General features: G+C 72.1%; 11 protein-coding genes. 4 read left to right on the forward strand and 7 right to left on the reverse strand.

Going from position 1 to position 12,550, the window contains the following annotated elements; all coding sequences use genetic code 11:
* Window positions 1-14 precede the first annotated feature (14 nt).
* From B1H29_RS00645 to B1H29_RS00665, 5 genes are all read right to left on the reverse strand, one after another.
* On the reverse strand, window positions 15-503 hold the full coding sequence (locus tag B1H29_RS00645) for a pyridoxamine 5'-phosphate oxidase family protein (protein WP_055422229.1): 489 nt from the start codon (window positions 501-503) through the stop codon (window positions 15-17).
* A gap of 113 nt (window positions 504-616) precedes the next feature.
* Window positions 617-1,906 (reverse strand): MFS transporter, encoded by a 1,290-nt coding sequence (locus B1H29_RS00650; protein WP_063787571.1) that lies wholly within the window; start codon window positions 1,904-1,906, stop codon window positions 617-619.
* Window positions 1,903-3,297: a formylglycine-generating enzyme family protein gene (locus B1H29_RS00655; RefSeq protein WP_055422227.1), complete on the reverse strand. Its 1,395-nt coding sequence runs from the start codon at window positions 3,295-3,297 to the stop codon at window positions 1,903-1,905. Before B1H29_RS00655 ends, B1H29_RS00650 begins: the two co-directional genes overlap by 4 nt.
* On the reverse strand, window positions 3,294-4,073 hold the full coding sequence (locus B1H29_RS00660; protein WP_055422226.1) for a phytanoyl-CoA dioxygenase family protein: 780 nt from the start codon (window positions 4,071-4,073) through the stop codon (window positions 3,294-3,296). Before B1H29_RS00660 ends, B1H29_RS00655 begins: the two co-directional genes overlap by 4 nt.
* Window positions 4,070-5,434 carry a formylglycine-generating enzyme family protein gene (locus B1H29_RS00665; protein ID WP_055422225.1) on the reverse strand — a complete coding sequence of 455 codons (1,365 nt, stop codon included), beginning with the start codon at window positions 5,432-5,434 and terminating at the stop codon, window positions 4,070-4,072. Before B1H29_RS00665 ends, B1H29_RS00660 begins: the two co-directional genes overlap by 4 nt.
* 438 nt (window positions 5,435-5,872) lie before the next feature.
* Here B1H29_RS00665 and B1H29_RS00670 point away from each other — a divergent pair, with 438 nt between their 5' ends.
* Window positions 5,873-7,192 (forward strand): nucleotide disphospho-sugar-binding domain-containing protein, encoded by a 1,320-nt coding sequence (locus tag B1H29_RS00670; protein ID WP_063787570.1) that lies wholly within the window; start codon window positions 5,873-5,875, stop codon window positions 7,190-7,192.
* A 61-nt stretch (window positions 7,193-7,253) separates the two neighbouring features.
* Here the strand turns inward: B1H29_RS00670 and B1H29_RS00675 are convergent, their stop codons facing one another.
* Window positions 7,254-8,786, reverse strand: a complete 1,533-nt coding sequence (locus B1H29_RS00675; protein WP_234393212.1) for an alpha/beta fold hydrolase — start codon at window positions 8,784-8,786, stop codon at window positions 7,254-7,256.
* A 179-nt stretch (window positions 8,787-8,965) separates the two neighbouring features.
* Here B1H29_RS00675 and B1H29_RS00680 point away from each other — a divergent pair, with 179 nt between their 5' ends.
* From B1H29_RS00680 to B1H29_RS00690, 3 genes are all read left to right on the forward strand, one after another.
* The gene (locus tag B1H29_RS00680; RefSeq protein WP_055422222.1) at window positions 8,966-9,313 is read left to right on the forward strand and encodes a VOC family protein; all 348 of its coding nucleotides are present in this window, start codon (window positions 8,966-8,968) and stop codon (window positions 9,311-9,313) included.
* Window positions 9,314-9,600: 287 nt separating this feature from the next.
* Complete coding sequence (gene rfbB / locus B1H29_RS00685) at window positions 9,601-10,581, forward strand: dTDP-glucose 4,6-dehydratase (RefSeq protein WP_055422221.1); 981 nt, start codon at window positions 9,601-9,603, stop codon at window positions 10,579-10,581.
* Window positions 10,578-11,960, forward strand: a complete 1,383-nt coding sequence (locus B1H29_RS00690) for an NDP-hexose 2,3-dehydratase family protein (RefSeq protein ID WP_055422220.1) — start codon at window positions 10,578-10,580, stop codon at window positions 11,958-11,960. Before rfbB ends, B1H29_RS00690 begins: the two co-directional genes overlap by 4 nt.
* Before the next feature lie 74 nt (window positions 11,961-12,034).
* Here B1H29_RS00690 and B1H29_RS00695 read toward each other — a convergent pair whose 3' ends face one another.
* Window positions 12,035-12,541 (reverse strand): carboxymuconolactone decarboxylase family protein, encoded by a 507-nt coding sequence (locus B1H29_RS00695; RefSeq protein ID WP_055422219.1) that lies wholly within the window; start codon window positions 12,539-12,541, stop codon window positions 12,035-12,037.
* Window positions 12,542-12,550 lie beyond the last annotated feature (9 nt).

Consider the following 12,550-nt stretch of genomic DNA (forward strand, 5'->3'; position numbering starts at 1 on the left):
CGGCCACAGGCCGGTCACCGGGGGCGCCGCCGCAACCGCTCGTGCCACGGCCGCGGCCGGTCCGTTTGCGCGGGGCGGTCGCTGAACGCCCAGCCGAGCCAGTCCTTGATGTCCACCGCCAGCACCGGTCCGCCGTCCCTGAGGTAGCGGGGGCCGTCGAACTGCCCGTACTTCCGGTCCAGCAGGCCCAGCGCACGCGTGCGCTCCGGGCTCTCGCCGACCACCCGGCCGGTGCCGCGCAGCCGTACCCACCACGCCTTCAGCCAGTCGTCGTCGTAGAGGTCGGCCAGGACCGTGACCCGCTGGTCGTGGTCCAGGTTGCGCAGCCGCTTGGGCCGCGGCGCGCCGTTCTTCGGCCTGTCGGTCGGTGAGTAGAGGATGTCGCCGTCGACCACGAAGATGACGGGCACCACATGGGCGCCGCCGCGTTCGTCGACCGTGGCCAGCCGGACGGACCGCTCCCGCTCGAACCGGCTTCGCATCTCGTCCTGTCCGAGTTTCATCACCGCTCCTTGTCCCTGGCGCCGGGCAGGTCCGCGGCGCCGAGCATGACGGCGTCGGGGTCCCGGCGCCGGTGCGCTGCCCGCGCGGGGCCGGGCGGCCCGTCGCGGGCTGCTCAGGTCCGATCGGCGTGCCGCCTGCCGGAGACCGGCTGCGGCTTCCCGCGGTCCGGGCGCGGCCGTACCAGCCAGATCAGCAGTGCGCCCAGGACGGCGAGGCCGACGGTGGTCAGGCCGGACAGCCGGATCGTGCCCGCCGCCCCGAACGCGCCGACCAGGGGCCCGCCGAGTGCCGCGCCCAGGGGCGTCGCGATCACCAGGATCGCGCTGCGGAAGGCGCTGAGGCTCACCAACTCCTCCAGGGGGGCCTTCTGTTGCAGCAGGGTGATCGTCACAGGTCCGTAGGGCGCGTAGATCAGCCCGCCGAGGCCGAAGCCCACGATGCCCGCGGTGAGGGTGCCGAACTGCGCGAAGGGGAGGATGGCCAGTCCCCAGCCGGCCACGATGGCCAGCGCGGTCGGCCACAGCGGGAGCCGCCGCAGCGTTCCCGCGACCAGGGCCCCGATGACCGCGCCGACGCCGAAGGCGCCCCAGATCCACCCCAGCGCGGTGGGGTCCGCGCCCATCTCCTCGGCCACGAAGACCGGGAGCGCCACCTCGATCGGCCCGTACAGGAGGTAGAACACGAACGTGAGCGCGAGCAGGCCCATCAGCTCCGGGTGGCGGGCGAGGGTCTGGCCGCTGCGCCGCAACGGGACCGCTGGACGGCGGCCGACCTTGCTGTCGCCGCGTACCCGGGCCGCCACGACGGCCAGGTACAGGTAGCTGGCCGCGTCGCCGGCGAGCACCGCGGCCGGCCCGAGCGCGGCCGCCACCAGGCCGGCCAGCGGCGGTCCGATGATGAAGGACAACTGCTCCTGGCTGCCCACCAGCGAGTGGCCGGCCAGCCGGTCCTCGTCGGGCAGGGTCTCGGCGACGAAGGTCTGCCGGCCGGCGATCCCCCAGGCGTGCAGGACCGAGGAGAGGGCGAGCAGGGCGATGTAGGTCGTGACGTCCAGCAGGTCCAGCCAGGACAACGCCGGCAGCAGGGTGAACACGGCCGCGCGCAGGAGCGAGTTCAGCAGGATCAGGCTTTTGGCGTTGCGCCCGCTCAGCCAGCGTCCCAGCGTCAGGGAGCCGATCGCGGCGGGCAGGCTGTAGGCGGCGACGGCCAGCCCCACCACGAGGGCCCGGTCGGCCGGGCCGGCCAGTTCGACGGCCAGCCACGCCACTGCGACGAAGCTCATGCCGTCGCCCAGGAAGGAGACCAGGAAGCCGGGCTGGAGCCGGCGGAAGTCGGGGTTGGCGAGGCAGCGGCTGTAGCCCTCGGGCAGCACCCGCCGCACTCGCCGTGTTCCGGTGGTCACCGTGGCGCCTCGGATTCGCTCACCGCGCAGCGGAACCCGATCTCCGGGCTCCTGGTCACCAGGGGCTTTCCCGCCCGGCTCACCGCGGTGAGCAGCGCGGGGGGTGAGCTCCACGCCCCGCCGCGCACGCTGACCTCGGCCGACCACTCGCCCCACAGGTCGCCCGGGTCCATCGTGCCGAAGCGCGGCCGGAGCGGGAGGCCGTCCAGGAAGCGGGTGGACGTCCACTCCCACACGTTGCCGCACATGTCCCGGATTCCGAAGGGAGACTCGTTGCCCGGCAGGTCGTTCACCGGGCCGGTCAGCGCGGACGGTTCGGTGATGCGGAGGTCCGCGAGCCGGCGCAGCCACGTCTGGCGGTCCGGGCCGGTGGCAGCGTCCCCCGCGAGTACCGTGTGCAGGCCCCGTACCAGGTCGGGCCGGAAGGTGGCGCCCCACGGGTGGCGGCGGTGGTCGTCGCCCCGCGCGGCCCGCTCCCATTCGTCCTCGGTGGGCAGCCGCTTGCCGCACCAGTCGGCGTAGGCCGCCGCGTCGTACCAACTGACCCCGGTCACGGGGTGGTCGCCGGCGAAGCGGGGATCGTCGGCGGTGGAGCGGGTGTGATCGGTGTCGCGCGGCTCGTCCGGATGGCACCACAGGTGGCCGTGGCCGGCGACGTCGGCGACGAACGCGTCGTACGCGTCGTTGGTGACCGGCACGGTGTCCAGGTGGAACCCCGCCACCTCGACCTCGTCCACCGCCGCCTCGGCCGGGTCGCCCCAGGAGCGTTCCTGTCCGGGGCGCGTCCCGCGGCGCAGCCGTCCGGCCGGGACGTGCCGCATTCCGTCCAGGGAGAGCCGGCTGGGCAGCCGGTCGGCCGACAGCGGGACGGGCAGCTCGGCCAGGACCGTGTCGGCCAGGTCCGGGTCGGCCAGCAGCGTCCGGGCCGAGGCGAGTGCGTGCGCGTCCGCCGCCGTCACGTAGTTGCCGACGCCCGCGGTGATCTGTTCGGGGGATCGGCCCAGGACGGCCAGCAGGGCGTGGAGCGCCGACGGGCCGCCCGCCAACCGCAGGGCGGATGTCGAGGCCAGGGAGGCGAGCGCGGGTCCCCGCACGGTCTCGTCCGGGTCGGCCAGCGCCCACCCGACGGCCTCGGCCGCCAGTTCCGGGGCGAGCCGTACGGCGGCTGCCAGGGCGAGCCGGCGGATCCGGGGCGTGTCGTGCAGCAGGCCGACCGCCAGGCATTCCCCGAGCAGTCGCGGGTCGGTGAGCCGTTCCAGTGTGCGCAGGTAGCCGCCGAGCAGGGCGTCGTGTTCCGCCGCCGTCCCGTCGGTCGAGGCGGCGATCCGCAGGACCTCGGCGGGGACTTCGGGCAGGCAAGGCTCGGGGGAGAACTGCTCGGTGGTGGTCATCGCGTGCCGGCCTCCGCTCCGGTGATCATTTTGGCGAAGTCCTCGCCCGCCCGGTGGCTGTACTCCGTGCCCGCCGAGGGCTTCTCGCCCGCGGAGTAGTACACGTACAGCGTCGCCCGGCTGGTGTCGTCCAGCACCGGCCCGGAATGGTGGAGGATGTTGTAGGTGTGGCAGATGACGTCGCCCGCCTCGGCTTCGAGGGGAAGTCCCACGGCCTCCAGCCGCCGCGGCGGATACCGGTGGGATCCGGGCACGAGGACCAGGCAGCCGTTGCGGATGGTGGCGGAGTCCAGGTAGATGCCCACGTTCACCAGCGGGGTCACCGGGAGATCGTGCGGGAAGTCGAGGTGCCAGTCCAGCGCGCTGTACGAGCTTCGCCTGCCGCGTTTCATCTGCCACACGGCTCCGTCGATGGCGTCCTCGAACCGCCATGTCGGCCGTCCCAGCAGGCCGGGGCCGAGCGCGTCCAGGTGCCGTCGCTCGATGAGTTCTCGGGTGTTCGCGCAGTGCAGGGTGAAATAGGGCAGCCGGTGCAGGGTCGCCCGGCCGTCCTCGTCGTACGACGGTTTGATCACCCGGTCGCGGTGCTCGGCCGGTACTTTCCCCTCGAGGGTGTCGCGTTCCAGGCGTTCGGCATCGCGTTGGATGACCTCCACGTCCTGTGCGTCGAACACGCCGCGGTAGATCACGAATCCGTACTGCTCGTAGAAGGCGCGTTGGTCCGCCGTCACCGTGCCGTCGTACCGAAACCGCGGGATGCGCTGCGGCGGGCTCACCGGATCACTCCTCGGAATCCGATCTCGTTGTGCCGGTCCGTGAAGAGGTCCTTGCCGCGGAAGTACGTCGTGACCTGCTCCCGCATGGAGGTCCACGCGCCGCCCCGGATGACCACCGAGGTCTCCTCGGCCGTCGCCCATTCGGTGCGGGGCCTGCCGGAGATCATCGGTTTCATCCGGTCGCGGGTGAAGAAGTTGGTGTCCGTCCATTCCCAGCAGTTCCCGACCAGGTCCGCGACCCCGTAGCCGCTGACGTTCTTGGGGTGGGAGCCGACCGGGACGGTGGTGACCTCGGGGCTCTTCTCGTCGAAGGTGCTCAGGGCGTCGCGCCACTGCTCCAGGTTCTGCACCGCTGCGTAGGACGCGCCGAACCAGCGCAGGGCGTCCGGGTCGAAGTCGTCGCCCCACGGATAGCGGGCTCCGCTGTCGCCGCGTGCGGCCTTCTCCCACTCCAGCTCGGTCGGCAGCCGCTTTCCGAGGTGTGCGAGGTAGGCGTAGGCGTCGAACCAGTCGACGCCGGTCGCGGGGTGGTCGGGGCCGAACCGGGTGTCGCCGGCGATCCCGCGGCGGTGGTCCTTGCCCTCGGGCTCGTCGGGGTGGCAGAGCGCGTGCTCGGCGGCCAGCGGGCCCTGCGCCCACTGGTCGTACTGCCGGTTGGTCACCGGGTAGCGGTCGATGAGGAAGTCGGGCAGGTGGCGGGTCTGCCTGGGGACCGCGTCGTCCACGTCGTACAGCGGATGGACGACGTCGTCCATGCCGATTCCGACGACGAAGTCCGACGCCGGGATGAGCACCATGCCGTCGGGGGCGGGGCGTGGCAGGTGGTGCGGGTCGTAGTCCCAGTGTTCGTCCAGTGCGGTGCCCGGCGGCAACTGCCCGGTGCGGGCGTGCTCCCGCTCGAGCCCCAGCCGGGCCGCCCGGTCCTCGGCCCCCAGTATCCGGTCCATCGCCTTGGCCACGACGGCGGCGCCGATGCCCACCGGTTTGGTGCTGCGCAACAGGCCGGCCTCGGCCGGTCCGGTGATGTGCACCAGCTCCTCGTAGGCCTCGCCGACGCGGTGCCGGCCGGCGATCCGCGCGGCGGAGAACACGATGAAGTCCTCGTCGTCGCCGAGCAGCCAGACCAGGAACTCCCGCGCCGCGGGATGGGTGGCCAGGAACGGCTCGACACCCTCGAGCACCGACAGGCGGACATCCGCACGCGGGTGGGTCGCCGCCAGCGCGCAGAGTTCTTCGACGACCCTGGGATGCCGGAGTCCCGCGATCGTCTCACGCAGTTCCGCGCGTTCCGCCTCGGTCAGCGGATCGCGCGATTTCTGCCATGGCTCGTGGGCCAGGAAACGGTCCACCAGCCCGTCCAAGGTTTTCCGTTCGACGGCAAAAAGCTCGTAACTCCATCGGTGCACTGGTCCCACCTCGATTGCCAGGGTCAGAGATTTCCGAGGTCCGAAAGCCAGTCTGTGGAGGGTCGTACGACCCTCCACAGACTCAGAGATCGACCTGATCAGGCCGCCCACTTGAAGTGCGTACCGGCCGGGCGGACACCGCCCTTGCGCTGCGAACGCAGAGCATTCCACTGACGAAGCGTCTTCATCTGTTTCACCTCCTTCGGCTGTATCGGCAACCGAGTACGCCGACGGTCCCGTTGAGTACTCGGCTCTGTCAAGTTCACGAGTTTTCCGTGTTGCCGACCGTGCCGGCCCGTTTGTTCAACCGCGGCGTTTCAGCGGTTGAACGGCGGGTTCAGATGGCACTTTCCTGGGTGCATTCCACCTCCCACGTTCCAAAAGGAGTACGTCGTGCGAGTTCTCGTCGTGCCGTTTCCCTGGAAGACTCATCTGTACAACCTGGTGCCGCTGGCGTGGTCGCTGCGGACGGCCGGGCACGAGGTGCGGGTGGCCGGCTGGCCCGACCTGCTGGACGCCGTCGCCGGGGCGGGGCTGACGGGCCTGGGCGTCGGGCCCGGCGAGACACCGACGGTCCGCAGGCAGCGCGACCGGCGTCAGACGTCGGACCGTGCCGCCGCCGCGAGAAGGGCCCCGCGGCAGGGGCTGGAGCCGCTGTTCGACCTACGGCCCGACCGTGCGCGGCTGAGCTGGGAGCAGGCCTGCGGGGTCTTCGACGACCTGGTGCTGCCGCAGGCACGGCGGTCCAACGACCCGATGATGGAGGACCTGGTCGCCGTCGCCCGCGCCTGGCGGCCGGACCTGGTGCTCTGGGGCGCGAAGGCGTTCGCGGGCGCGGTGGCCGCCGCCGCGGTGGGCGCGGCCCACGCCCGGGTGCTGTACTCCGTCGACGTCTACACGCGCCTGCGGGAGGACTTCCTGCACGCCAAAGCCCGGCAGCCGCCGCATCGGCGCGCCGACGCCATGCGCGACTGGCTGGCGGGCTGGGCCGCGAGGTACGGCGTGGAGTTCTGCGAGGACCTGGTCAACGGGCAGTTCACCATCGCCCCGTTCCCCGAGGCGTTCCGGCCCGACGCGCGGCCGACGACGCTTCCCGTGCAGTTCGTCCCCTACAACGGCCCGGCCGTCGTGCCCGGATGGCTCGCCGGACCGCCGCGGGTGCCGCGGGTCCTGATGACCTTCGGCGACGTCGCCGACGACGGGCCGGTACGGCTGCCGCTGCCCCTCGAGCGGGTCCGGGAGATCCTGGGCTCGGTGGCCGGCCTGGAGATGGAGCTGGTCCTGGCCCTGCCGCCGGACGCGCGGCGGGCCCTGGGCGAGGTGCCGGGCAACACCCGCCTGGTGGAGTCCGTTCCGCTGTCCGAGGTGCTGCCGACCTGCTCGGCCGTGGTGCACCACGGCGGCACCTGGTCGTTCGGGTGCGCTCTGCGCCACGGCGTTCCCCAGTTGCTGATCGGCCGGGCGTTCGACGCTCCGCTGAAGTCCGGCTGCCTCGACCGTGCGGGCGCGGGGATGGCCATGACACCCGCCCAGGCGGACGGGCCCGCGGTCCGTGCCGCACTGGTCCGTCTGCTCGGGGACGCGGCCCTGCGCGCGAACGCCCGGCGCCTGGGCGAGGAGGTGCTGGCCATGCCCGCGCCCAACGACCTGGCGCACACGCTGCGGGAGGTGGTCGCCGCCCACCGGGGCGGTGCGGCACTCGCCCCGCGCTGAGTTGGCCGTCCGGCCGGACGGGCCCCGCACGACGCTCGTGCGGGGCCCGTCCGGTGACGGATCAGGACGCCGGGACCGGGTCCGGTGACGCCTTGCAGGTGGCGTCGGCCCCCCGCCGGGAGGCCGGACGGGTGCCGTCCCTGAGGAAGTCGCCGACGTACTCGTTGAGGCAGACGTTGTTGTTCGCCGACAGCGCGGCGCCGACGTTGTGACCGCCCCTCTCCAGGACCAGCCGGGAGTTCGGGAACAGCCTGTGCGTCTCGGCGGCGCCGGCCACACCGTGCGCGGTGTCGAACTGGGGCTGCACCAGCAGGACGTCCACCGTGCGGTCGCCGACCTCGAGCGGCTCGCTCCTGGCGGGCTCCGGCCAGAAGGCGCACGGCGCGTTGTACCAGGCGTTGGTCCAGGTCAAGAACCGGTTGCCGGCGTCGTACTGGCGGGTGTGGTCGCGGTGCCACCGGCTCCAGTCGCGCGGCCAGGGGCCGTCGAGGCAGTTGACCGCGTTGGTCATCGCGTGCCGGTTCTGGTGCGGGAAGCCCGGCGGTGAGTAGCCGGCCCGCAGCGACGCCGGGTCCTTGCGCACCACCCAGTCGGAGAGCATCTGCGCGCGGGAGAGCCAGGTCCAGCTCCGGTAGACGACCGGTTCGAAGACGTCGGCCCACTCGGAGGGGCCGATCCTGCCGTCGACGGGCGCCGTGCGGAGCGCGTCCTGTCCCTCGTAGTAGTTCGCCTCGACCTCGGCCGCGGTGGTGCCCAGGTGGTAGACGTCGTCGTACCGGGCGACCCAGGCGAAGAAGATCTCGGCGTTGCGCTGGGACGTCACGTTCTTGCGGAGGCTGTCGCGGTACCCCACGCCGCTGGGACGCACCACGCTGTCCAGGACCATGCGCTGCACCCGGTGCGGGAACATCGAGGCGTAGACCGAGCCGAGGTAGGTGCCCCAGTCGGTGCCGAAGTAGGTGATCTTCTGCTGGCCGAGCGCGGCGCGCATCCGGTCCAGGTCGCGCGCCGCCTCCTGGGTGCTCAGGTGCCTGAGCACGTCGCCGTACTTGTCGCCGCAGCTCTCGGCGTACGCGCGGGCCCGCTGCGTCCACTCCCGCTCGGCGGCGGGCGTGGGCGGCACCGGGTCCGGCTGGGCGTGCCCGGGGTCGAGGTAGTCGCTGTCGCAGACGACGGCCGGCTCGCTGGCGCCCACGCCGCGCGGGTCGAAGCCGATCCAGTCGTAGGCGTCGCCGACGTCCTTCGCCAGCCCGGTCGTGCCCTGGGCGTAGCGGGTGGGCAGGTCGCGGCCGATGCCGCCGGGCCACTGGCCGCGGTTGAGCACGACGACGCCCTGGTACTCGCTGTCGGGGACGGTGTGCTTGGCCCGGGTCAGCGCCAGGCTGATCTTCCTGCCGTCGGGTTCGTCGTAGTCGAGCGGCACCTGTAGCGAGCCGCACTCCAGGCCCTCGAGCATGTCGCCGAGGACCGGGTCGCCGCCCGGACACGGTATCCAGTCGACGCTGCCGGCGGCCGGCGCCGCCGCCTCCTCCGCCGCCGTGACCGGGACGACGGCCGAGCCCAGCAGACCGACCGCCATCGCTGTTGTGACCAACGCAAGCCTTCTCACGTGATTCCCCTCCTGAATTCAGCGCGCTGGCAGCGTGGCATCGCCCTGTCGGCTTTTGCTCGAGGACGTCTGGAAACCCGCTCGAGGCGGCATGCGTGAAGATGCGTCGGCTTCGCGGATTTCCCTAGCATGTAGCGACGCAATTCCAACCCCCGGGAGTGAGAATGGCTGACTCGGCCATTAAGGGAATCAAGACCGTGCTGCATCCCGTGGCGGACGTGGCAGCGGCCAAGAAGCTGTACGCCGTCCTGTTCGGCATCGAGCCGCAGACCGACTCGGAGTACTACGTCGGTTTCGACGTCGCGGGGCAGCACGTCGGGCTGGTGCCGGCGGGGGCGCAGGACTCGCAGGTCGCCTACTGGCACGTGGCGGACATCGAGGCGAAGCTCGCCGAGGTGACCGCCGCGGGCGCCACGGTGCGCGACCCCGCCAAGGACGTCGGCGGCGGTCGTCGCGTGGCCACCGTCACCGACCTGGACGGCAACGTTCTGGGGCTGCTGCAGGACGGCTGACGACGACGCCCCCCGGCCGGCCGCCCTCGAAGGCCTTCGAGTCCGTCTCGAGACGCCTTCGAGGGCGGCCGTTCAGCCTCACCGGACAGGGGGCGGGCGAGGGCGTCGCCTCCCCGGGGACGCCGAGAGCCCGCCGCGGGCGGGCTCTCGGCGTCCGCGCCCGCCGCCCGCGCCGTCCGGCACCCCGCCCGCATCGGCCGGCAGGACCGCGGAACACCGTCCGTCTGTTCACCGGAAAGGGAGAAGGTCATGCTTCGAGCGTGGAATTCCGACTGCGATGTGGTCTCATGAGAATCCTCGTCACCGGCGGTGCCGGATTCATCGGTTCGCACTACGTACGGACGATGCTCGACGGTGGTTTTCCGGATTTCGAGGACGCGCACGTCACGGTCCTGGACGAACTGACCTACGCGGGAAACCGTGACAACCTCCCCGCCACGCACCCGCGGCTGACCTTCGTGCGCGGGAGCATCCTCGACCGCGACCTGCTGCCTGCCGTGCTCGACGGTCAGGACGCGGTGGTGCACTTCGCGGCCGAGAGCCATGTCGACCGTTCGATCGCCGGCGGCGCGGTCTTCGTGCGCACCAACGTGGAGGGGACCCAGGCGCTGCTCGAGGCCTGCCTGGCGGCCGGTGTCGAGCGCGTGGTGCACATCTCGACGGACGAGGTGTACGGCTCCATCGAGGAGGGGGTGTGGACCGAGGAGTCCCCCCTGCTTCCCAACTCGCCCTACGCCGCGTCCAAGGCGGCCTCCGACCTGGTGGCCCTGGCGTACGTGCGCACGCACCGGCTGAACCTCTCGGTCACCCGCTGCTCGAACAACTACGGCCCCTACCAGCACCCGGAGAAGTTCATCCCGCTCGCCGTCACCAACCTGCTCGAGGGACGCCCCGTTCCGGTCTACGGGGACGGCGGGCAGGTCCGCGAGTGGCTGCACGTGGACGACCACTGCCGGGCGGTGCACCGGGTGCTGACCGGGGGCAGGGCGGGCGAGGTCTACAACATCGGTGCCGGCACGGCGGTGGCGAACCTCACGCTGGCCCACCGGATCGCCGAACTGTGCGGAGCGGAGCCGGACATGGTCCGGCACGTCACCGACCGCAAGGGCCACGACCGGCGCTACGCCCTGGACCAGGGCAAGATCGAGCGGTCGCTCGGCCACCGGCCGCTGACCGCGTTCGGCACGGGGCTGGCCGAGACCGTGGCGTGGTACCGGGACAACCCCCGGTGGTGGAAGCCGGTCAAGGAGAGCGGTGGCCGGCCGTGAGCGCGCCGGCCACGCTGGTCGCGCGCTCGGGGGCGGGGACCGCCGAGCGGCTGGCGCTGTCCGCCGCGACGGCCGAAGGGACGCACACCGCGACCTGCGAGGTGCCGGGCTGGCTGGAGGAGCGCCGCCGGTCCGGTGGGGCGGTGATCCGGCGGATCCCGTTCGCCGAACTCGGCCACTGGTCGTTCGCCGCGGACACCGGCGACCTGCGGCACCGCAGCGGACGGTTCTTCACCATCGAGGGACTGCACGTCGCGCGGCCCGGGGCCCAGTGGCAGCAGCCGATCATCGTGCAGCCGGAGATCGGCATCCTGGGCATCCTGGCCAAGGAGTTCGACGGGGTCCTGCACTTCCTCATGCAGGCCAAGATGGAGCCCGGCAACCCCAACCTGGTGCAGCTCTCCCCCACCGTGCAGGCCACCCGCAGCAACTACACCAAGGCCCACGGCGGGACGGAGGTGAAGTACCTGGAGCACTTCCTCGCCCCGCAGCGGGAGCGGGTGCTCACGGACGTGCTGCAGTCCGAGCACGGCGCCTGGTTCTACCGCAAACGCAACCGCAACATGATCGTCGAGGTGGACGGCGACGTACCGGCCGACGAGGCGTTCCGCTGGCTGACCCTCGGTCAGATCCTCGAGCTGCTGCGGCTGGACAACGTCGTGAACATGGACGCGCGCACCGTGCTGGCGAGCGCTCCGGCGGTCCCGGCCGAGACGAGGGCGCTGTCGTCCGACTCCGGCCTGCTGACCTGGTTCACGGGGGAACGGGCCCGGCACGACGTCCGGGTCCGTCGCATGCCCCTGCGCGAGGTGGCCGGATGGCGGACCGACGCGTCCTGCGTCAGCCGTGCCGACGGCAGGTTCTTCCGTGTGGTGGCGGTGTCGGTCGAGGGCGCCGGCCGTGAGGTCGCCGGCTGGACGCAGCCGATCATCGAGCCGGTGGAGAGCGGGGTCGTGGGGTTCGCCTACCGGGTGTTCGACGGGGTCCCGCACGTTCTGGCGCACGCGCGGGTCGAGGGCGGCTTCCTCGACACCGTCGAGCTCGCGCCCACCGTGCAGTGTGCTCCGTCGAACTACGCCCCGCTGCCGGCGGCGCACCGCCCGCCGTTCCTCGACGCGCTGCTGAACGCGTCCGGCGACCGTGTGCGCTACTCGACGGTCCACTCCGAGGAGGGCGGCCGGTTCCTCAACGCCGAGAGCCGCTATCTGATCGTGGAGACCGACGAGGCCACGACGCCCACCGAGCCGCCGCCCGGGTACCACTGGGTCACGCCGGGCCAGTTGAACTGGCTCGCCGGGCACAGCCGCTACGTCAACGTGCAGGCCAGGACGCTGCTGGCGGTCCTGGGTACGGTCGCTCCGGGCCGCGGCGCCCGCTGAGCCGGGGCCGCGCCCGCAACGACACCGGCCCTGTCCGGCGGTGAGCCGCCGGACAGGGCCGGTGCGTGCGGGGGTTACTGCGCCGCGGTGAGCCGGCTGGTCATCGGGGTCCACTTCTTGGGGTTGACACGCCAGTCCACCGGTTCCTGCTTGGTGGCGACGTTGACCCGGTTCCAGAGGTTGACCAGGCCGATGTGCAGGACCACGGCGGCGAGCTGCACCTCGGTCCAGTGCTTGGCGGCCTCTTCCCAGACCTCGTCCGACACCGGGTCCGCGCGGTCGTTGATGCGCGTGGCGGCCTCGGCCAGCGCCAGCACGGAGCGCTCGGCGTCGGTGAAGCAGGTCTGCTCCCGCCAGGTCTCCACCAGCGGCAGACGGTGGTCCTCCTCCCCCGCCTCCTCGAACTCCCACTGCTTGACGGGTAGCTGCACCAGGCGGCCGTTGATCTGGCTCACCCGCAGGTGGACGAGCACGAGCGTCTGCAGCGGCACACCGACGCTGTTGACGGCCTTGACCAGCGCGCGCATGGGCGGAAGAACGTCGGGCACCACCAACGAGGGGTTGGGCATCCGCGGCGACATGATTCTCCT

The sequence above is a fragment of the Streptomyces pactum genome, assembly GCF_002005225.1.
Classification (GTDB): domain Bacteria; phylum Actinomycetota; class Actinomycetes; order Streptomycetales; family Streptomycetaceae; genus Streptomyces; species Streptomyces pactum_A.